We start from the raw sequence: 21,804 nt of genomic DNA on the forward strand, positions 1-21,804 counted from the left end.
TCCTTGTTTTCCCTGAATTCACTTCTTGGCAACCTTGTCAATGCGTAAGTCCTAGTGTGAATGAGGCAGGAGGTTGGAATAAAAAATAGTGGCTCACATTTTATCTAAATTGCAAGCCACTAAATTGGAGATTTTGGTGTTCTTGACTATCTGTGCAAAAACCTGAAAACTCTTTCGCCCCCTTGCAGTCTTAATGATAAGTCTTTAACCGGACATGATATTACTTATGACGACCAAACCATTTAGAAGCGATCGCTCCTAAAGCTGCTCCAACCATTGGATTACTGAGAAACTTAAGAATTGCTGGTTGTTCAGCCATCACTTCGTGGAAGATGTCAGGATGGCTATGATATGTGAAAGATGCCACCTTGCTGAGATCATCTGCACTTATGTGGTTAGGGTTGTGGGTAGAAAGCCCCAAATCTCGCTCCAGATGGCGCTCGTCTAGACCTCTTTGCTTTAAGTGTTTGAAAAATGCCCGTGCAACATCATCACGCTCATTAGGCTTAATCTGAGCGATCGCCTTTTGGAGTTCTGGCTCCAGTTGGCTTGGTGGAATGCTGTTATGGTTGAAAGATTGACTAAACAATTGCCGACGTTGATCGTGAGATGAGCGCTGGGCAAAATCATCAAAATTTTGGTATTCCTGAGTTGGGTCAGATGAAACATCATCTAAAGACTCTGTATTACCGTGAGCCAACTCGTTGAGAATTTCACGTTTATACTTGTCACTGCTGCTCATTTTAAATGTCTCCTTTTTATACTTGCAATCAACTGAATTAACTCAGGTTTTCTCAAAACAGTGAGTCTTTATTTATACTCAACTTGCTGAGATTGCACATCATACTGAGCCGTCAAAATCAGTTTTTTGTCTGGTGCATACATCAAAACTTTTAAGTCTTGATTGGGGAAATTTTTGTGAAAACCTTGGAGTAAGGATTTTGCTAATGGTCGCACTTCGGTCGGACGAACTTTAGGCGTAATCACGACACCTAACTTATTGTTGTCACGTACATAAGCATCTTGGACAATTCCCTTGGCTGTGCTAACAACCCAGTTCCCAAAATCTTGTCCCTGTACACTGTTACCGCGTGACAACAAGGCATAGTCGGCACTATAACTAGTTCCAGACGGTAATTGAGTTGGTTGTTTCGCTTGAACAGTACCACTACAGGCGGCAGTCGTTGTTAGTACTAATACCAAGGCTAAAGCTGTTAAAACCCGACGAAACTGTTGAATTATTTTCAATTTAACCACCTCATCTAAACTAATGACTCTTTTGGAATATCAATCTTGTGAAAGTAATTTTGAGTAGAAGTAGATAGAAAATCTACTCCTACTAACTCAAAAACAATGACCTTTGTAGTTTAAGTAGGTTAACAAGTGGTGGGGATTTAAATTGCATAGCTTCTACCAAGCAGGGCGAATAGAACGCCTAAATCTAAATCCCCGTCACAAAAGGTAATTGCGTTAGCGACGTAGGAGCGTCATTGCGTTAGCGTAGCGGGGCGAAGCCCATTGCGAATTGTTTTAACCTCGGTCAATTTTATTCTCTATTCGAGTTCCATCAGTATCAACATCTAATTCTTCGCGTCGAATGGTTTCTTGAGCTTCAACGGTTTCTTTGTCTACAACTTTCTGCACTTTGACTTCTTCGCGCAAAAAAGCTTCCTTTCGGATGTCTGGAACTTCTTCATAGAGGTCTATATGCGCTACCTCGCCTTCGGAAAAGTCAGTCGCTTCAGCAGACACAACTTTGCCTGTGTCTTGAGAAGTCACTCGCTCAATCACGACTCGCTCTTTTTCCACCGGAACAGCAACTCTTGCAGTTTCGGTTTCAACATGCTTATTAATCGATACTTCTCCACTTTTTCGGCGCTGTTTATTAGCAACTAACCTTTCTTGGTAAAGTTTGAAGGTTTGGTCTTCGTGAGCGCTAACATCATACAGATCCGCGTCGTCTGCGTAGGTGTAGCTGTCAGGACTGGGAGTAGTGCGGCCAACTGTCGATCCAAGCGTAGCTGAACTTTCTACAGACGGTGTGCGATATCTTCCACGCACCTGTTCTTCATAGTCGTAGTCAAGGGTTGTATGCTCTTGATATTCAGGTAAATTTTCCGCTTGCTCTCTTGTTATACCAACGACATATACACGGTTTGCTGTAGAGTCAATACGCGATTTACCAACTGGTAGTAAGATTTTCTTGCCAAAAATCCAAAAGCCTATGTCAACAATTAAATAGCGGAATGCTCCTTGGTCATCTAGTACAGCATCATTTACTGTGCCAATCTTCTCATCAGTTCCTTGAACATACACACCCATTCCTTTGATGTCGTTACCTTCAAGAGTATTACGGTAGTCTTGATCAAATTCACTTATTTTTTGAAGTGGCATTATTTTATTCCTTAAAGTCTTGCTGTGTCTTTTTATAAATTACACAATTTAGTTTAAATACATCTTCTCTCCGAAGATTGACTTAAATTATCTGGATATTTAATCAATCGAAGTAATTAAATATATTTTCATAGCCCATAAGTATGATATAAAACAACATTTTAGTATTAAGTATTAGTAATTATAAAAATAATTTAAACTAACTTTTGTAAATAATGTGACTAGTTTCTAGCATTTATGTGGCTAGTTTCTAGCAGTAAATTTCAAAACTAAAATTAGCTAAATCAATACATACTATCAAACCTAGCTAGTTTGATATATTTATTAACACCTTACACTTAAATCAAATATCTTCACATTATTAAAGATTTATTTGCTTAAGTTGTAATACTTGCTCCATCCCTCTTCTATAAGACAAAATCTATGCCAAAAGATTGATGAGAAGGAAATTTAAAAATGCCTAAATATTATTAAAGTCCTAACAAATTTGCAAATCAATATTTAGCTGTGCCGCTAAGGATTAAGAAATCTAGTTGCAAAGCAAGTGTTGCAAAAATTGATAATAATAAAGTGTAAACTTTAAAACTGCTCTCATTGCAGAAAATCAGGAGATAATTATGGACACAGAGTTACAGCAAGATCAGTACGTTGATACTGCCTCCCAAAACCAGATAAAAGCACTTAAAGGTTCAGAGTCTGGAAACCTGGCAATGTTGCCGCCCGCCTCGGAAAATGAAGAACAATGGCAAAAAAATGGTAGGCAGATTTCTATATTTTTGGCAAAAATACCTGAGTACATAGGTAGCTTCTACCAAGAATACAAATTGCTGATTATCAGCTTTGCGTTGCTTGTGATAACAGTTACGGCGCTAAGAATTTTTCTAGCGGTACTCAACGCCATAAATGATATTCCCCTAGTTTCTCCATTTCTCCAATTAATTGGACTTGGTTACACAATTTGGTTTACTTCCCGCTATTTGCTCAAAAATTCGACTCGGCAAGAACTAGCAGAAGAAATTCGCTTGCTTAAAAAACAAATTCTAGGCAGAGAAGAATCAGAGACTTTAAGCTAACTAAAGTATCGTGGCGGATACAGTGTATCTGAACTTTTGGTCAAGTAAAAAGCTAAATTTTGCTTGACCATTGTATAAAACTGTAGGCTCTTATACCATATCAGCTAAATTAGCCGGAAAAGAAAATGTATGATCGAGACAAATAGATTAGCTTCGCTGACAACAACAGTATTTCTTTCAACATTGCTAACAATCCCTCTGCTTTCTAGCTGCGGCGGAGGTTCCCAAAATGCTACGCAACCTCCAATTGACGATACTGTTGGGAGAAATTTAAATAATCGCGCCCCCGTAAATCAACCCCAAGCTAAAAGGGGATTAAGTACAGGGCAGAAAGTGGCAATCTTGGCAGGAGCTGCTGGACTTTACTACCTTTACAATCAGCGAAAGAATGCCCAAGGAGCGGGAGCGCAGGGGAAACACTACCTTTCTAAGAATGGGCGTGTTTATTATCGAGATGCTCAAAATCGCCCTGTCTGGGTAACACCGCCACAAGAGGGCATTCGTGTTCCAGAGGAGGAGGCACAACAATACCGGGACTTTCAAGGATATAACAATAGTCCCACAGGGCGAGACTTAAGGGGTTTGGGTGCAGGTACTGTTCCGACAAATTAATTTTTTTACAGATTATAAATAGATGACGTTTAATCGTCATCCTATTTTTTAATAGAAACTTTTTTTGGATTTAAAGTTAATAATACTCATAAGTATAATATTAAGTATTATTATATTTTTTCACAAAAGGTTCTTTTAAAATTTTATACGAGTATATAGAAATTTTATTTAATTGTTGAAAAGATTTTGACCTCTATTTTTTGTACAACAGGGTTTTGAGTTTCAGGATGCTTTCAAAATTCAAACCGGAGTTTTATATACTAATAGTTATACTTTTATCAAAGTAAGAGTAACCTTTGATAGATGATTTTTAAAAAATATAACAATTACTATATTGAAAGTAATTACTTTACCGTTGATAGTTTAGTAAAATCACAGTTTAGGAGTCACAAATGAATTTATTAGAAAAAATATTCGGTGGCGGTGAGGTTCCAGAAAATGACTACCGCAATTTTGTCAACCGCTATGAGCAAGGTTTACCTCATGAGGGATACTCAGATGAAGAAGTTTTAAACCGTTATCAGCAAGTATCTAGACAGTTACCTCCAGACCTTTATCAGGAATCTGCACAAGAAGCCTTTAGTCGGATGTCACCACAAGAGCGGATGCAATTTGGTCGCTCTCTTCAACAGCAGACGCGCTCTTCAAACTTGAATTTTCCCGATCTAAACCAAGATGGTATAGACGATCGCTTTCAAGACCCAAATTATCTTGCTCAAACGACAGGCCGGGTTCACCAGCAACAACCAGATATACTCAGTCAAATTATGAGTGGTGCTGTGGGGAGCTTTACAGGTGGTCAAGGTGGTAACATTATGAGCAATCCATTAGCGAAGGGAGCGATGGCTGGTATCGCCGCCCTAGCTATGAAAAAGTTGATGCAAAGAGGCAACCAAGGAAATTACGGGCAGTATAGTAACGTCCGTCCAGCTAGCCAAGACCCCTACGGCGATCCGGCAGATTACGGACAGTATGGTAACGTCCGCCCAGCTAGCCAAGACCCCTACGGCGATCCGGCGGATTACAGGCAGTATGGTAACGTCCGTCCAGCTAGCGAAGACCCGTATGGAGATCCGGCTGACCAACAGTACCGTTAGTAACCTGAAGCAGCAAAGCTGCAATTCGTAATTACAATCAGTGAAAGCTTGAACTCATCACTGATAATTATGGTCAAGTAAAAATCAAATTTTTTTACTTGACCACTTTTTATTAGATTGGTATCACCTAGTAGAAAATCTTTTGCATTGTTGGCGATCGTTTAAAGCGACTCAAAGCAGCTGAGAGTTATATTCTAGCAAGGTCAACTAGAAGAAACTCAGGCTTTATTTATTTCATCATTGTAAATTACCTATGTGAGCAGCAAATTGGTAGTAGGAAAATGAAACACTTAGCAAAAACATTATATAGTAAACTTTTGCATCTATTTCACCAGGTCATGGGAATTACTATTTCCCGTAATCCAAATCAAAAAGAAACTAACGTTGCTCTTGATGAAGAATTTTTAGAAGACCCAACTACTCAATCATCAAAGCAAATTACTCTTCAAGACAGAGTTAATAAATCTGAGCAAAACTTAGAATTAAATTACCAAGATTCAGCAAAACCTCGGCAATTCAAAAAAGCTTCTTTATTTCCTGATAGTAAGACTAATGTTGCTGCATTGTCGCTAGTTTTGTATGGAGTTGCCGAAGTATTATCTCAAAAAATGAATCTGTCATGGAAAGGTCAAGTAAATAATACTTTTAGTTATGAAAGAGAAGCTGAAATTGGAAAAGGAAAAATCTTTTACTATGTAACAGATAATCCCGAAACTCCACAACCAGAAACACTGGCAGAAGAGGCAGCTTTAGTTGTTATAAACGAATTTGATCCAAGGGCGTGTGCTATTCACCTGATTTACTGTGCCTTAGTAGCTAGCTTAGATAAACCTTGGTCAGGTAATTTTGTAATTGATGACAAGCAACTACTTGAATACACAGGGCTTGTGAAACGCAGGGATTTATGCAAGCATGAAAAATTGAGTATTTTGTACTCCTTGTTACGCCAACCTGCTCAAGTACTAGCTTGTATTGCATCGCCTAAACAAGGGAAAGTAGGAGCTTTTACTGTTGCTGATTTAAAGATTTGGGACATCAGCATAATACGAGATTTTGAAACAGATAAAGCTGGCAATAACAAGCTAGTGGGTTTAAAGGTGATAGGTCAAGCTGGAGTATGGACAAAATACTTCCTCAATAAATCTAAATATCACTACCACACTGGAATTATTACCAAGAAAACCGTACAGAAACTATTTAGTATTGGTAAACAAAATGCTGGCGCGGCTAGAATGCTAGTTTGGCTAACCTTCCAAATCAAACCGGAATTCCAAGATTGTGTAATGGGCAAGACTCTGATGGAGATTGCTTACGGTGCAGACAAAGTGTCAACGGCAGAGCAAGACAGACAGCTTAGACGGCAAATGGCTGATGATTTGGAAACTGACTTGAAAGTTGTCAAAGAAGCTGGATGGCAAGCAGAACTCGAAACAGGCCCAGCTTGGTTAACAAGCAGCAAAGCTGCTAAAAGACCTATAGGTTACTGGAATCAAATACTCAATTCTAGATGGCGTTTTCATTTACCAGCAGAAGTACAGGAACGCTTGACTGTGGACTCGAATCAGCTGAGTGCAAACAATATCCAGCCTCTATCAGGTAATGTCATTAGAGGAGCGAGAAAAGCAAAAGGTTGGTCTAGAGCATTTTTTGCTACAACGATGGAGAAAAGCGTTTCCTGGGTTGATGCAGTCGAGACGGGTACACGTCAGGTTTCTCAAAAGGACTTGCCTAAGTTGCTCAATACATTGGAACTACACCTTAACAGGTATTGATTTCAACTAAACTTTTCTTGTTTCTCTGAGGTAATTATTGCTACGTATTATTACTCGTTGCAACTGTGTCGGGAGGAACGTTAAGTTTTTCCATGACGTGAAAAGTTAGTGTTTATCTAAGGTTTCGGCAAAAGGCAGTATTCGTCATGCTTCCTGCCTCTGTTGTTAATATTTTGATAGACAGTATGCATTTCTCCTCGCTATGTTACGCCTAACAGAAGTAAAGCTCCCGCTCGATCATCCTGAAGATGAGATCAAGACTGCCATCCTCAAAAAGCTGCAAATCACGGACGAAGATTTGATTAGCTATTCCATCTTCAAGCGTAGCTACGATGCCCGTAAGAAAGGAGAGATTACCCTTGTTTATATTCTGGATGTAGAAACGACTCAGGAAACTCATCTACTCAAGCGCCTGAAAAAAGATCCTCATGTGACGATCGCGCCAGACATGAGTTATCGCCCAGTGGCACAAGCACCAAGCAATTTGACGATTCGCCCCATCGTGATTGGTACTGGGCCTTGTGGCTTATTTGCGGGTTTGATGCTGGCGCAAATGGGCTTTCGTCCGATCGTTTTAGAACGTGGCAAACAAGTTCGCGATCGCACTGCTGATACTTTTGGCTTTTGGAAGAAAAAATCAGACTTCAACCCCGAATCTAATGCCCAGTTTGGCGAAGGTGGGGCGGGTACATTTTCCGATGGCAAACTCTACAGTCAAGTCAAAGATCCTCAGCACTATGGGCGCAAGGTGCTAACCGAACTCGTCAATGCGGGAGCCTCACCAGAAATTCTCTATATCAACAAACCGCACATTGGCACTTTTAAACTGGTGGGAATCGTCCAAAGTATGCGTGCCAAAATCGAATCCCTCGGCGGTGAAATTCGCTTTCAAAGCCTAGTGGAAGATATCAACATCGAAAATGGACAGGTGCGGGGAGTCACCCTCGCCAGTGGGGAATATATCGCCAGCGATTATGTCGTTCTGGCGGTAGGTCATAGCGCCCGTAATACTTTCCAAATGCTATTTAATCGTGGAGTTTACATAGAGCCGAAACCATTTTCTATCGGCTTTCGAGTCGAACATCCCCAGTATCTCATTGACCAATGTCGTTTCGGCGCTCAGGCGGGTCATAAGCTTTTAGGTGCTGCTGATTACAAACTGGTTCACCACTGTCAAAATGGTCGTTCTGTCTATAGTTTTTGTATGTGTCCGGGGGGCTTGGTAGTTGCAGCTACATCAGAGCCGGGGCGAGTCGTCACCAATGGGATGAGCCAATACTCTCGCAATGAGCGCAATGCCAATAGTGCGATCGTTGTCGGCATCACCCCTGAAGATTATCCGGGGAATGCTTTGGCGGGAATTGACTTTCAACGGCGCTTGGAAGAACGAGCATTTGAGTTAGGCGGTGGAACTTATGAAGCTCCAGGGCAGTTGGTGGGAGACTTTCTCAACCATCGCCCCTCTACAGCATTTGGCACAGTTAAACCGTCTTATACACCTGGGGTACATTTGGGTGATTTGAGTGAGAGTTTACCAGATTATGCGATCGCAGCCATTCGTGAAGCCCTTCCCGCTTTTGACAAACAAATTAAAGGATTTGCGATGGATGATGCTGTGTTGACTGGGGTAGAAACCCGCACTTCATCACCAATTCGGATTAAACGCAAAGAGGATTATCAGAGTTTAAATACAGTCGGTCTTTATCCGGCTGGTGAAGGAGCGGGATACGCCGGGGGAATCCTTTCGGCTGGTATCGATGGTATTAAGGTGGCGGAGGCGGTGGCTTTAAGTATTTTGAGGAATTGCAATTAGTAAAATCTAAAATAGTGAATGCGATGCCTACGGTGGTAAACTACGCAGTCAGTCTCAGCATCCGATTTTGAGTTGAGAGAAAGTTTCTAAATGAAGTTGTATTGCAGGTACTATTACAACAATTAACAACTTAATTTCAGTCGAACTTTATCCAGCAAATAGACATATACCTGCTTCTACAACTAATTGGCTTACTGAGTAGACCTCTTGCAAAAGTGCTTTTTGCACTCTTGGGGAAAAGGGACTCATGTTAAAGGGGAAAGGGACAATACAGAACCTTTTCCCGACAAATGCAATAAGTCTAGTATAGATATTCCTGATTTGTACAGAAATCACTTCTATATTGGACTAGACCTAATGTCATTTTTAGTCAATGCATTAAGTGCATTTATAATAGCTTGATTTAACTATTGATAAGTTCTGGCAGCTTGCGAACGTAATACGAATTATTTAGCCTTGGGTATTTTTATTATTATTTATACCCTCTAAACGTTTACAATTAATTTCATCGCAACCTAACTAATGCCTCGCACACTTACAGGTGTAAATTTGCATATAAACTCCCCATTCACAGGGAACATTAATTTCATGGCAACAGAATTATAGTAATAATGAACAAATTCAAATATTTTTCCATCTTATTTTTATCTATCGTTTTGATGGACGGAGCGACTATAAAGATTTCTGCCCAAGCTGCTGGAACTAAAGTTTTAGTAACGGCTCAAAACGAATCTCTCAACAAATCTGATATTGACAAAGTTATCGCTTTTTACGAATGGGTCTTTTCAGGAAAATTCACTAGCGAGCAGCGTAATGAATATCAGTCAATAAAATTAAATGAGTTTCGCAAAGACCCAGATGGAACTAGAAAAAGCATTGACAATCTAATTTCCAATTATACACAAGCTCTTGCTAAGACCGAAGAGGAACAAAGCCGGATTCGGCAGGCATTTAACGGAGAATTTGTAGGGCAATTACGAAATTTACCGAATGATGCGGAAGCTAAACTTTTGCTGTCTGTTTACGATAGCGCTCACGCGGGCGAAACTGCTTCAAATGATACTGATGATTCATCTGGTAGCGTTGGAGAGATTTCGTCGTTAGTTGGAAAATGGGTTTGGACGCGTACCGGAAACAGTGCTATAAGTACGAATGGTACATATATCGGATCGAACGGTTCGCGTTTCACTTATCAATTTTTGCCGAACGGAACGGTCGAATTTACAGGAATAATGAACGTAATGAACGGTAGCTGCAACCAGCAAATTTTCCAATCTCGAAAAGGAAAAGCCAGTCTGAGCGGCAGTACGATGACACTTAACTGGTCTCCAGCAACTTTCACTCGTGACTTTTCGTGCGACAGAGCGAATAACTACACGAAAACTTTGCCTGCGGAAAACGAAACTTATCAGGTGAAATTCAAAACCGATCTAGGTCAGAAACAGCTTTGTCTGATCGGCAAGGATGAAACCTGTTTCAGCCCGACAAATTAGGCCAAATAACAAAGCCAGCTTTGTTTGTTTACTCAAGCAGCTAGATTTGAACGCACCACCAACTAAGCTTGTGGCTCATGTCAATTTTAATATCAAGCCCCACCTAGATACTTTCGAGGTAGGGCTTTTATTTTTATGGCTGGAATCGATATGCAATCATGCCTCAAGCGCGATGGCGTACACGCCCTTTCCGGTGGCGATCGCAGTGTAGAATTTATCCGATTGTTAAAGCTGGTTCTTCACAGAAGTTAAATAGGGCTGACTCTGTTTCTGATTCATCTTCAAATACAGCAGAGATGTACCATTCACAGGGCGAATCATTCGTATATTCAGCCCAAGCAATTGTTACTGTTTCACCCGATGGAATCCCTGAGTCACTCAAGGTAAATGAAGCCCACTCTTCATCATCGACAGATACCCACAACTCTGTAATTGCTTGTTCGGTATCATTGGTAACGGTAAAGGTGAATTGGTCTGACATAAATAGCCTTGCCTTTTAGCTATAAATAAATTGCAGGTTGTCAGTCACCGATTATACTGCCACTTTTTTAAAGCGTTGTCATGCAAACTCCCACAATATAGATTCAGGAATAGTTTCAATCTTTTTTTGACTAAATTTAATTTTGTTAAAGAGTATTAAAAATATCACAGGTAAGACGCGATGAATCGCCGTCTCTACAATAATTTATCGCGTCTTTACGATCTAACAGAAATAGTTGAGAGCGATCGCTTCCCCAAATAGGCGCAGTCAGGGCGTTTCACAGGCTGTCCCTAACTTCTTCGAGCAACTTCTCTAAAAGGGACATGTTAATTCTAATATCAAGCTGCACTTAGATACTTTCGAGGTAGGGCTTTTATTTTTATGTCTGGAATCGATATGCAATCATGTATCAAGCGCGATGGCGTACACGCCCTTTCCGGTGGCGATCGCAGTGCAGAATTTATTTGATTGTTAAATCTGGTTCTTTACAGAAGTTAAATAAGGCTGACTCAGTTTCTGATTCATCTTCAAATACAGCAGAGATGTACCATTCACAAGGCGAACCATTCGTATATTCAGCCCAAGCAATTGTTGCTGTTTCACCTGCTGGAATCCCTAACTCACCCAAGTTAAACGAAGCCCACTCTTTATCATCTACAGATACCCACAACTCTGTAATTGCCAATTCAGTTTTATTGGTAACGGTAAAGGTGAATTGGTCTGACATAAATAGCCTTGCCTTCTAACGATAAATAAATTGCAGATTGTCAGTCATTGATTATACTGCCACTTGTTTCAAAAGTTGTTACAGTAACTGCTAAAATATAGACTTACACATAGTTTCAAGTTTGTTTGACTTAATTTAAATTTCTTAAAGAGTATTAAAAATATCACCGATTCAGATTGAATCTATCGAGATAGCCAATGCCATGCAACAGCAGATTTAGGTCGCGGTTCTTACAAACTCCAATAATACAGCACATCCCCAGTGTCACAAAATTTTCAGGCAATGTATTTTTTACTCAGCAGAAGTAGTTGAGAGCGATCGCCTTTAACATACTACAAACCGACAATTTTCTTAATACAACTCATATTTCATTAACTGACAAGGCAGCGTTCCGTTGTACACCGCAATTCGCTGGGATGATTTTAGTCCAATCGATTGAGACAGTTCCTTGTTGCCACTGAGGACAAAGGCAGTCCAGCCTTTGAAGCGTTGTTTCAGCACATCGCCTAAAAGTTTGTAAAATGCTCCTAGATCGCGATCTCGCCCCAGCCGTTCGCCATAAGGTGGATTGCAGAATAAAATCCCACTATCTGCGGGGGCGACAACATCGGCAAGTTCCATTTGAGAAAACCATACATGGTTATCAACGCCGCAATTTTGAGCATTGTTAATCGCTTGCTCAATTATATTTTCATCGCGATCGCTTCCCCAAATAGGTGCGCTCAGGCTATCAAGTTGGCTGTCTTTAGCTTCTTGGAGCAGCTTTTCTAAAAGGGGCAGGTCAAAATCAAGCCAATTTTCAAATCCAAAGGATTCGCGAAACAGTCCTGGTGCGATATTTAGTGCCTTTAAGCAAGCTTCCAGAGGTAAAGTGCCAGATCCACACAGAGGATCGTAGAACATCTGGTTTGGTTGCCAACTTGAAAGTTGAATCAGGGCAGCAGCCAGAGATTCTTTGAGAGGGGCTACTCCCACCGCCGGACGGTAGCCTCGGCGATGCAGACTATTTCCCGAACTGTCGAGTTTAACGGTACAAAAGTCGCGTTCAATATGAACATTAACCCGCACATCTGGTTCATGAAGCTCTACATTTGAACGCTCGCCCAGATTTTCTTTTTGTTGGTCAACGATCGCATTTTTCACCTGAAGAGATGTGAAGTGGCTGTGGTTGAGGCGATCGTTTTTGCCCGTGACATTCACCGCCAGCGTCATATCTGGCGTCAGATAGTTTTGCCAATCGATAGTTTGGATACCGCGATAGAGATCCTTGGCATCAAGGCATGGAAACTCATCGATATTCACCAAGATTCGGAACGGCAGCCTAGCCCAGAGATTGACGCGATAAAGTAAAGTGCGATCGCCCTCAAAGGCTACACCGCAAAACCCCGGCTCTACGGAATGGGCACCCAGTTGCTCTAACTCCTGAGCCGCAAGGGTTTCTAATCCGCGAGCAACCGTTGCAAAATACTGATTCATCCTCTAATCCAAAGCATTATCTTCACTGCTCACCCATTGACGCACTTTAGCTTAACTTATATCTTGTAACATTCTCTCTCGTTAAGTCTGCAACTATAACTTTAAGTAGGGTAGAGGCAGGAGTCAGAACACAGCAAATATTTTTTCAAAGAGATTATATTTTCTTCAGTTTAAGTACTATCTTAAATCAATTAACCCTGCTAATATCAAGCTGAAATAGCATTCAGGCACTTTGCAATACAACCCATGAATAAAAATAGTCAGAGGGAAAAACTGTGAGTTTAGTATCTGATATTATTCTGCTGCAAGACTTAACATCGTCATCTGACGAGAATTTAGTCCAGCTGAAAACTGTACTTCCGGCGACAGTAAATCGCTTAACCAACCCGGCATTAGCAAATATATTTGGTGATGACCTGAAATTTGGTATTGCCTCTTTCAAGGATAAGCCACTTGCGCCTTTTGGAGGTTACGCTGACTATGTATATCAACCAGAAGTCCCTTTGACAAATAATGTCACAACAATTAAAGACAAAATCTTTAACTTTCAAGCTTTTGGTGGCAATGATGGGCCAGAATCACAATTATTTGCACTCTTGTTCGCAGCTTTAAATAGCGGCAGTCTTGGTTACAGAGTAGGTTCATTTCGTGTTATTCTAATAGCCACCGATGGTACTTATCACGTTGCCGGCGATCGCGCAGCAGTTCTTCCAAGTGATACTATTGCCAATAATGGAGATGGGATAGCTGATGCTTTTGAAGATTATCCACAGGTCGGACAAGTAAAAACTGCGCTAGAAGCAAATAACATTATTCCAATTTTTCTAACTACAAGTAATGTTGCAGCCAATTACGAGACACTAGTTACCCAGCTTGGTCGAGGTGGTGTACTAACTCTTGGTTCTACAAGTGAAAATCTTGCTGATGTCATAAAAGAGGCAGTTGCTCGAGCTAGAAATGCGATCGGTACTGATGTCACTACAACCAAGGGAGACGATACCTTTAGTAGAGCGGATTTTTCGGCTGGCGATAAAGTTATTTTTGCTGGGGATGGTGATGACAGTATTTCGCTTTCTGGGGTTATTGGTAATCATTACATTGATGGGGGGGCAGGTTCTGACATCCTTTTTGGTGGAACTGGTGCAGACAAAATAGATGGGGGTAGTGGTGACGACAACCTTCTGGGGGGCAGAGGTGATGATATTCTTTTTGGCAGTAGTGGAAAAGATATTCTGAGCGGGAATCAAGGGAACGATTACCTACAGGGAGATAGTGGGGATGACTTACTAGAAGGAGGCGCTGGTTCAGATAAGTTTGGATTTGCAACAGGATCGAAGTTTAATATTAGGGAACTCGGAGTTGATGTTATTAGTGACTTCAATCCTGAGCAAGACAAGATCCAACTATCTAAATCTACCTTTACAGCTCTAAGTAACTCAGTCTTTCCGACTCAATTAGATTCCGCAGACTTTGCCACAGTCACAAACGATACTTTAGCTGCAAGTAGTAGTGCCGCGATCGTTTATAATAGCGCAAATGGTAGTCTCTTTTATAACCCTAATGGTTCGGCGGATGATTTTGCTGAGATTAATTCCGGGGGTAAATTTGCACAATTGGATGCTACCTCTTTTCCTACTCTAACTACCGCTAGTTTTGAGGTAGTTTTTTAAGGTTTATGTTTGATTTAGAGTCCTGCATTTTGTAACCCATCTACCTGAAAACTGCTTTAACAAAAAAAGAGGCGATCGCCAGGAGCAAATTAAACGTTATATTTTCAAGATGCCTCTGCTTACCTCAATAGACTACTATCTATTTGAACTATTTTAAAAAGTGAGAGCCTCCCAGATAAACAAATTGAACTAAGATTAATCTATATTTTTCTAAAATCAATCATTGTCTGCCGATAAGTATCTGGCAAACCTGTATCAAAACACTTGCCTTTAACAACATATCCTGTCATTCCCTCTTCCTGACGCAATTGTTCAAGACAAGATGTTAACTGAAATTCACCTCGTTCTCGGAAATTTTGGTTGATATGTTCTGCGAGAAAGTCAAAAATTTTCGGCGTTAGTAAATATAAGCCAAATATACATAAAAAATTATTTTCTGACATTCCTTCTACACGTAAATGCTGTTGTGCATACTCAATAGTCGGTTTCTCATACAGTTGTCTAACTGACAAAATCGAGTTTAACTCTTGCCAAACTCCTGTTACACACCCAGCTTGATGAATAATTTCTGCTGGCATTGTAGTTAAGCCAACAACGTTTTGATTAACTTGTTCGTAAACATCTAAAACTTGACTAGCACAAGACTTTTCAATGTCAGATGCATAAATGTGGTCGCCCAACATGAGCAAAAACGGTTCATTTTGTACCCAATCCTTGGCACAAAATACTGCATGACCATAGCCTAATTGTTCCTCTTGTAACAGAATGGTAATTCTGCTACCTAAATCTTCGAGATATCGGCTATATTCTTGATTTTGTGGTGAAAGTTTCTCTAAAAGCTCTTTTTTGGGTGGGTTTTTCAAGAAATCTGCAAATATTTCTTTGTCATCTGGCTGCACCACAATCCCTACTTCTGTAATTCCAGCACTAATTGCCTCTTCAATAATTGCAAGAATCACAGGTTTTGCCCTACCATCTCGATCGATAATCGGGAAAAGTTCTTTTTTGACAACTTTAGTAGCTGGAAACAAACGAGTACCGAAACCAGCTACCGGAATTACAGCTTTTCTAACTTTATTTTTTTGCATAAACAGTTCGTCAGCCCAACTTCTCAAACAATTCTGCCAATACCACATTAGAAAACAAAAACCCTTGGGGATCGATCAAACGCAATCTTCCCTGTGCAACTTCCACCCAACCTTTTTCAAAATACAATTGCAAACACCGACAAATCTCCTCCACCTTCTCTTCGCCAAACGCCTCTACCAACGCCGCCAAACTCAAACCTTCTGCCAAACGCAACCCCAACATTAACGTTTCTAACAATACTTCCTTTGGGGGGGTTACATCACAATCAATTACACCCCCAGCTTGTACCCACTGGTAATATTCCTTAGTTTTACGCGGACGAGTGAAGCGTTTCCCCTGAACATAACTCGCCGCACCCATGCCAAAGCCATAATAAGGACGGTTTTCCCAATACACTCGATTATGCCGACACTGATAACCAGGTTGAGCGTAATTGGAAATTTCATAATGCTCATAACCTGCACTAGTTAAAACCTGCTGCCCCATCTGGTACATTTTGACTGTGGCTTCATCCGTAGGCAAAGGAGTATCGCCAGGTTTGTAATAACGACCAAAGGCTGTACCTGGTTCGATGGTAAGATCGTAAATGGAAATGTGAGTGGGTACTATCGCCACGGCTTTTTCTAAGGAATCTTGCCATTGATCTAAAGACTGATGCGGCAACCCAGAAATTAAGTCTAAGCTAAATACGGGAATCTCGACTTGGTGGATTAGTTCCACAGCTGCAAAAATATCTTCAACTGAGTGCGATCGCCCCGCCTTTTGCAATAATTCTGATTGAAAGGCTTGTATGCCCAAACTTACCCGGTTCACGCCTGCATTGCGATAGCCTGCTATGTGGGCTAAATCAAAGGTACCTGGGTCAATTTCCATAGAAATCTCTGCCCCAGACGCAATCCCAAAATGCTTCTGTAGCTCTGTCAGTATCCGTTGTAGCTGCTCTACTGAGAGCAACGAAGGAGTACCACCACCGAAGAAAATTGTCTTCAGAGGTTGACCAAATGCTGGTGTAATGGCAATTTCTTGACATAGCACCTCAACATATTGGGAGATAGTACCAGATGTTTCGCCCCGCAAGCGATCGCCCACAACAGATACCGGGAAATCACAATAAAAACAGCGCCGTCTGCAAAAGGGAATATGCACATAAGCAGAACTCGCAATTCCAGAAATACTAAATGTTTTACTCATTTTGAGAAAAGTTTTAAGTTAATCCAACTGCGAATTAGAGACAATGAAAATGAGATAAGAATTCAGGAGTCAGGAGTCAAAAGCCAGAATAATTGTCAAATCAAGCGTGTAATGACTTCTTGATTTTATTAAACTTATTAAGTTTAGGTATCAAAGTCTTCTTAATTCTGACTTTTAGATTCTGGATTCTGAATTCTTACAAAATAAGTAGTTTATTTACAAGTTTTTGTCTTTTTACAACAAAACAATGAAAAATATTAAGATAAAAACCTTTAGTTATAATAATTGCAGATATTGTCAGCCTAAAACCTTAGTGTAAGTCAATGTTGATAGGTTTATCTTACCGATAAAATAAAAAATACTTAACTTTATCGGTTAACACAGTTACAGGAAAACAAGACAACCATGCTTGACGCCATTATTATTTTCTCATTTATCCTAGCAGCGTCGGGAATAGGGTTCTACAGCATTGAACTACTACCCAATGGCACCCTAGATCAGGTAACGAATCTAGAAGCTTTACGCTTAGTTGTTGCCGTCTTTGCCGCTATTATTGGTGGTGCGATCGGGCTGAGTTTCCAGACGACATATCGTCGCCTAGAATCACAAGTCAAAGAAATGCCTCTGGAAGCGATTTTAACTCGTGCCATTGGCTTAGTGATTGGGCTATTACTAGCCAACCTGATGCTAGCCCCACTATTTTTGCTCCCGATCCCGGCGGATTTTGGATTTATTAAGCCATTGGTGGCAGTTGTCGGTAGTATCATCCTCTCCGTCACTGGCATGAATTTGGCAGACACCCACGGGCGAGGCTTATTGCGGTTCATTAATCCCAACACCGTTGAATCGATGGTAGTGGAAGGAACATTAAAACCAGCCAATACCAAAGTTCTAGATACTAGCTGTATTATTGATGGTCGTATTGAAGCCTTACTAGAAACAGGGTTTTTAGAAGGGCAAATTCTCGTACCGCAGTTTGTCTTGCAAGAACTCCAACAAGTAGCGGATGCTAGCAAAGACCAAAAACGGGTGCGGGGAAGGAGAGGACTAGAAATTCTCAATCGTATTAAGGAAGATTATCCCGATCGCATCCTGATTAATACAATTGACTACGAAGATATTCCCACAGTGGATGCCAAGTTAGTACGCTTCGCCCAAGAAATTAGCGGCACACTGCTAACCAACGACTACAACTTGTCTAAAGTCGCCAGTGTTCAGAAAGTACCTGTTTTGAATGTGAATGATTTAGTGAATGCCGTCCGTCCCAGTTATTTACCTGGCGACAACCTGGATTTAAAAATCCTCAAGGAAGGCAAAGAACCCAGTCAAGGCATTGGCTACCTAGATGACGGCACAATGGTAGTTGTTGAAGAAGGTAGCAGTTATGTGGGTGGTGAACTGCGAGTAGTAGTTACCAGTGCTTTACAAACTACAGCAGGAAGAATGATTTTTGCCAAACCCCAAGCTTCAGCATTGGCGTGAAACAATGGGATGTTTGTTCAATTCGAGTGACACTTGCTAATCGGTGCAGTTAACCTGCACCGATTATTTATTGATTGGACTCACGAGACTCATTTACCTGTAAATACTGTAACTGCTCAATTGATAACCCTGTCACCTTGCCGATCGCCTCTAATGGCATACCAGTACTAAATAGATTTCTTGCCACTTCGAGTAACGCTTCAGCCTTACCTTCGGCCTTACCTTCGGCCTTACCTTCGGCCTTACCTTCGGCCTTACCTTCAGCCTTGCCTTCAGCTTTACCTTCTTGTAGAATGTCTTGATAAATCGCTGACTCGCGCATAATATCTGACCTCAAAACTCGTTTAATAACCTCTTTATCTAATATTAAACCAGCTAAAATCGCTGTAGAAGCAGCAATATTGCTTTGAGTTCTTAATTCTGTAATCCCGTTAATTTCCCGTGCAACTTCGGTAAGTATAACTTCTGGATCGATTGTATTACTTAAGACCGCTAAAGGTAAGAGTCCAGGTGTTCTCAAAAATACTTCTGTAGGTTGTTCCCAAAGTCTGATAACTGCAAATTCATGTCGTGTCCCAGGAATTGTAAATGTATTTTGTTGCACCAAATTTGAATTTGTTTGCTTGAGGTAAATTACAACTTGATGCATTGCTTTGTCTGGAAAGCGGCGATATGCTCGTAATCGATAGTCAATCATCCGAAAAGGAATTTCTGCATCGACTTGGGTTTGAAATTCCAAATGCAATATGCTTTGCTCCGACTGCAACAGAATTACAGCATCAGCCCGAATCGGTTCGAGAGATAATTCTTTTGGACTTAGTTCTGTTAAATTAATAGATTCGCCTAATAACCATGTAGCGAAGTCACTGGAGAAGTTCTCAACTAAAAACTTGCAGATATTGTCAAACATCTGAATTAGTGTAGTTGGTGCACATGGGTTCGCATGATGCTAGAAACCTATCTAATACATTGTTTGTATATTGTGTTCGACTATATGCCCATAATTCTATCAAACTAAAGTCTGCGGCTACACAAACAGAGTTATAGATTAGCAGGCTAATTATCTTGTGGTCATTTACACAAACATCATATAACTAAAAGTGACTTTTATTTTAGGGTTGATTTGTTGATTGCGTACATACCAAGTTTCGCAGCGTCGTTTTTTATAATTTATACGGCTTAAAGGTGCTAAGAGCGCAAAAGCGTTAATCCCAAAATATACAGTTGCAGTATTGATTATTCTTATACTAAAACCTGCAACCGATCTCGATCTGGTAGACGACTACGAACTACTGCTATATATTTTGTAAATGGGACAGGATGCTTAACATACGATAATAGTGCTATGCCTTTGTAGTTAAAAATTTTAATAAACCACGAAGGCTTTAAAAAATCACAAAGCCGACTTTTGCAACACAACCGTATTTGATGGCTAAATCAATTGTTTCAACAAAACGGCTCGGCAGTCAGTTAATCCACTGGTTGCTTGAAGAAAACCGACAAGAGAAAAAAGGGCCTTACCGCAAGGAAGAAGCACATCGCCAGCATTCTTGGTGGCAGGTGATGTGCTTGACTGGTGTAGATTATTTCTCTACCCTTGGTTATCAACCTGGGATTGCAGCACTGGCAGCTGGCGCTCTTTCTCCTATAGCTACCTTGATTCTGGTTTTGCTGACGCTGTTTGGAGCGTTGCCAATCTATCGACGCATTGCTGCCGAAAGCCCTCATGGTGAAGGGTCGATCGCAATGTTAGAGCATTTACTTTCCTGGTGGCAAGGCAAATTACTTGTACTGTGCTTACTTGGGTTTGTGGCAACTGACTTTATTATTACAATTACTTTGTCAGCTGCTGATGCCACAGCCCATATCGTCGAAAATCCGCTGACACCACATTGGCTTCACAATCAGCCGATCGCAATTACCTTGATATTAGTTGCATTACTAGGTGCAGTTTTCTTGAGAGGTTTCCGAGAAGCCATTGGGATTGCAGTAGTTTTGGTGGGAGCTTATCTGCTGTTAAACTTGATTGTCGTTGGCGTCGGTGTGTATCAGATATTAAATCACACAGAAACGATTCCGAATTGGCAAACTGCACTTTTTGCACGCCATTCTAACCCTTTGATTCTAATCGGCATCTCTCTCCTCATCTTCCCCAAACTCGCACTGGGATTGTCAGGTTTTGAGACTGGTGTTACCGTTATGCCCCTGGTTAAAGGTAGCAGTAACAGCACTTCGCAGCATCCCAAAGGGCGGATTCGGAATACACGCAAGTTGCTCACCACTGCTGCTCTAATTATGAGCTTCTTTTTGCTTACCACCAGTTTTATAACCACTCTATTGATTCCACCCGCAGAATTTGCATCGGGGGGCAAAGCTAACGGACGGGCCCTTGCTTATTTGGCACATTTGTATTTGGGCAATGGCTTTGGCACAATTTACGATTTAAGTACTATTTCTATTTTGTGGTTTGCAGGTGCATCTGCAATGGCAGGGCTATTAAATATCGTGCCTCGCTACCTACCACGCTATGGCATGGCGCCCAATTGGGCACGAGTAACCCGACCTTTGGTGTTAGTCTACACAGCGATCGCTTTTGTTGTCACAATTATCTTTAAAGCAAGTGTAGAAGCCCAAGGTGGGGCTTATGCAACTGGTGTACTGGTGTTGATCACCTCAGCCGCCTTTGCCGTCACCTTATCAGCCCACCGTCACCGACAGAAGCGGGCCAGACTCGTTTTTGCCATCATTACACTGCTATTTTTATATACCACCATTGTTAATATCATCGAAAGACCAGAAGGGATTAGGATTGCTGGGTTTTTCATCGGTGCGATCATTTTTACCTCGCTGGTTTCTCGTGTTTGGCGTTCAACAGAACTGCGGGCAGAGCGAATTGAAATTGACGAACTTGCTAGGCAATTCTTTGCCGAAGATAGCGAGGGAACAATACGACTGATTGCAAATCGCTTGAATACAGGCGATGTCCTAGAGTATTTTATGAAAGAAAAAGAGGTACGCGAAGACAATCATATTCCAGCCAACGATCCAATTCTGTTTCTAGAAATCCATGTATCCGATGCTTCGGAATTTGCGGATGTAATCGTAGTAAAAGGGGTGCAAGTTGGCGATTATCGCATCCTCCGGGCTGAAAGTGCAGCAGTACCGAATGCGATCGCAGCTTTACTACTTTACATTCGCGACCAAACTGGTAAGATTCCCCATGCTTACTTCGGCTGGGTTGAGGGAAATCCCATACAATACCTATTGCGTTTTATCTTGTTTGGCGAAGGTGACATTGCTGTAGTTACCCGTGAAGTACTGCGTAGGGCTGAAAAGAATCCCCAGATGCGACCTGGTATTCATGTTGGGGGTTGATTGAGGAGTGCTGAGTGCTGTTAGCGGAAAGCTAAGGTTTAGCCCGTGCTGAGTGCGAT

General features: G+C 41.1%; 19 protein-coding genes. 10 read left to right on the plus strand and 9 right to left on the minus strand.

Annotated features, from left to right (window positions below; translation table 11 throughout):
- Positions 1 to 220: 220 nt before the first annotated feature.
- The 3 genes from RMY64_RS33520 to RMY64_RS33530 form a co-directional block, all read right to left on the minus strand.
- Positions 221 to 742 carry a hypothetical protein gene (locus RMY64_RS33520; protein ID WP_322675423.1) on the minus strand — a complete coding sequence of 174 codons (522 nt, stop codon included), beginning with the start codon at positions 740 to 742 and terminating at the stop codon, positions 221 to 223.
- A 68-nt stretch (positions 743 to 810) separates the two neighbouring features.
- Positions 811 to 1,248 (minus strand): hypothetical protein, encoded by a 438-nt coding sequence (locus RMY64_RS33525; protein WP_322702302.1) that lies wholly within the window; start codon positions 1,246 to 1,248, stop codon positions 811 to 813.
- A gap of 282 nt (positions 1,249 to 1,530) precedes the next feature.
- Positions 1,531 to 2,394 (minus strand): DUF2382 domain-containing protein, encoded by an 864-nt coding sequence (locus RMY64_RS33530; RefSeq protein WP_322675421.1) that lies wholly within the window; start codon positions 2,392 to 2,394, stop codon positions 1,531 to 1,533.
- Positions 2,395 to 3,011: 617 nt separating this feature from the next.
- On the opposite strand from RMY64_RS33530, the gene RMY64_RS33535 reads away from it, so the two are divergent.
- The 7 genes from RMY64_RS33535 (at position 3,012) to RMY64_RS33565 (ending at position 10,465) form a co-directional block, all read left to right on the plus strand.
- Complete coding sequence (locus tag RMY64_RS33535; protein ID WP_322702303.1) at positions 3,012 to 3,467, plus strand: CAAD domain-containing protein; 456 nt, start codon at positions 3,012 to 3,014, stop codon at positions 3,465 to 3,467.
- Positions 3,468 to 3,596: 129 nt separating this feature from the next.
- On the plus strand, positions 3,597 to 4,079 hold the full coding sequence (locus RMY64_RS33540; RefSeq protein WP_322675419.1) for a hypothetical protein: 483 nt from the start codon (positions 3,597 to 3,599) through the stop codon (positions 4,077 to 4,079).
- 392 nt (positions 4,080 to 4,471) lie between these two features.
- Complete coding sequence (locus RMY64_RS33545; protein ID WP_322702304.1) at positions 4,472 to 5,176, plus strand: hypothetical protein; 705 nt, start codon at positions 4,472 to 4,474, stop codon at positions 5,174 to 5,176.
- A 281-nt stretch (positions 5,177 to 5,457) separates the two neighbouring features.
- Positions 5,458 to 6,948 (plus strand): helix-turn-helix transcriptional regulator, encoded by a 1,491-nt coding sequence (locus RMY64_RS33550; RefSeq protein WP_322702305.1) that lies wholly within the window; start codon positions 5,458 to 5,460, stop codon positions 6,946 to 6,948.
- A 202-nt stretch (positions 6,949 to 7,150) separates the two neighbouring features.
- The gene (locus RMY64_RS33555) at positions 7,151 to 8,761 is read left to right on the plus strand and encodes an NAD(P)/FAD-dependent oxidoreductase (protein ID WP_322702306.1); all 1,611 of its coding nucleotides are present in this window, start codon (positions 7,151 to 7,153) and stop codon (positions 8,759 to 8,761) included.
- A 611-nt stretch (positions 8,762 to 9,372) separates the two neighbouring features.
- Positions 9,373 to 10,254, plus strand: a complete 882-nt coding sequence (locus tag RMY64_RS33560) for a hypothetical protein (RefSeq protein ID WP_322675415.1) — start codon at positions 9,373 to 9,375, stop codon at positions 10,252 to 10,254.
- On the plus strand, positions 10,226 to 10,465 hold the full coding sequence (locus RMY64_RS33565; protein WP_322702307.1) for a hypothetical protein: 240 nt from the start codon (positions 10,226 to 10,228) through the stop codon (positions 10,463 to 10,465). Before RMY64_RS33560 ends, RMY64_RS33565 begins: the two co-directional genes overlap by 29 nt.
- Positions 10,466 to 10,468: 3 nt before the next feature.
- On the opposite strand, the gene RMY64_RS33570 is transcribed toward RMY64_RS33565, so the two are convergent.
- From RMY64_RS33570 to RMY64_RS33580, 3 genes are all read right to left on the minus strand, one after another.
- Positions 10,469 to 10,735 (minus strand): hypothetical protein, encoded by a 267-nt coding sequence (locus RMY64_RS33570; RefSeq protein WP_322675413.1) that lies wholly within the window; start codon positions 10,733 to 10,735, stop codon positions 10,469 to 10,471.
- A 460-nt stretch (positions 10,736 to 11,195) separates the two neighbouring features.
- Positions 11,196 to 11,462, minus strand: a complete 267-nt coding sequence (locus RMY64_RS33575) for a hypothetical protein (RefSeq protein WP_322683440.1) — start codon at positions 11,460 to 11,462, stop codon at positions 11,196 to 11,198.
- Between the two features lie 351 nt (positions 11,463 to 11,813).
- Positions 11,814 to 12,938 (minus strand): THUMP domain-containing class I SAM-dependent RNA methyltransferase, encoded by a 1,125-nt coding sequence (locus tag RMY64_RS33580; protein WP_322702308.1) that lies wholly within the window; start codon positions 12,936 to 12,938, stop codon positions 11,814 to 11,816.
- A gap of 275 nt (positions 12,939 to 13,213) precedes the next feature.
- Between RMY64_RS33580 and RMY64_RS33585 the strand changes: the two genes are divergently transcribed.
- Positions 13,214 to 14,608, plus strand: a complete 1,395-nt coding sequence (locus tag RMY64_RS33585) for a hypothetical protein (RefSeq protein WP_322702309.1) — start codon at positions 13,214 to 13,216, stop codon at positions 14,606 to 14,608.
- Positions 14,609 to 14,808: 200 nt separating this feature from the next.
- On the opposite strand, the gene RMY64_RS33590 is transcribed toward RMY64_RS33585, so the two are convergent.
- Together RMY64_RS33590 and hemW are read right to left on the minus strand one after the other, a co-directional pair.
- Positions 14,809 to 15,696 carry a UTP--glucose-1-phosphate uridylyltransferase gene (locus RMY64_RS33590; protein WP_322689177.1) on the minus strand — a complete coding sequence of 296 codons (888 nt, stop codon included), beginning with the start codon at positions 15,694 to 15,696 and terminating at the stop codon, positions 14,809 to 14,811.
- A gap of 10 nt (positions 15,697 to 15,706) precedes the next feature.
- Positions 15,707 to 16,888 carry a radical SAM family heme chaperone HemW gene (hemW, locus tag RMY64_RS33595; protein ID WP_322702310.1) on the minus strand — a complete coding sequence of 394 codons (1,182 nt, stop codon included), beginning with the start codon at positions 16,886 to 16,888 and terminating at the stop codon, positions 15,707 to 15,709.
- A 405-nt stretch (positions 16,889 to 17,293) separates the two neighbouring features.
- On the opposite strand from hemW, the gene RMY64_RS33600 reads away from it, so the two are divergent.
- Positions 17,294 to 18,370: a PIN/TRAM domain-containing protein gene (locus RMY64_RS33600; RefSeq protein ID WP_322683435.1), complete on the plus strand. Its 1,077-nt coding sequence runs from the start codon at positions 17,294 to 17,296 to the stop codon at positions 18,368 to 18,370.
- A gap of 67 nt (positions 18,371 to 18,437) precedes the next feature.
- Here RMY64_RS33600 and RMY64_RS33605 read toward each other — a convergent pair whose 3' ends face one another.
- On the minus strand, positions 18,438 to 19,280 hold the full coding sequence (locus RMY64_RS33605; RefSeq protein WP_322675406.1) for an Rpn family recombination-promoting nuclease/putative transposase: 843 nt from the start codon (positions 19,278 to 19,280) through the stop codon (positions 18,438 to 18,440).
- 518 nt (positions 19,281 to 19,798) lie between these two features.
- Between RMY64_RS33605 and RMY64_RS33610 the strand changes: the two genes are divergently transcribed.
- Positions 19,799 to 21,745, plus strand: a complete 1,947-nt coding sequence (locus RMY64_RS33610) for an amino acid transporter (protein ID WP_322675405.1) — start codon at positions 19,799 to 19,801, stop codon at positions 21,743 to 21,745.
- The last annotated feature ends 59 nt before the right edge of the window (positions 21,746 to 21,804 follow it).

Origin of the sequence: Nostoc sp. DedQUE08, assembly GCF_034530895.1 — a bacterium.
Lineage (GTDB): Bacteria > Cyanobacteriota > Cyanobacteriia > Cyanobacteriales > Nostocaceae > Nostoc.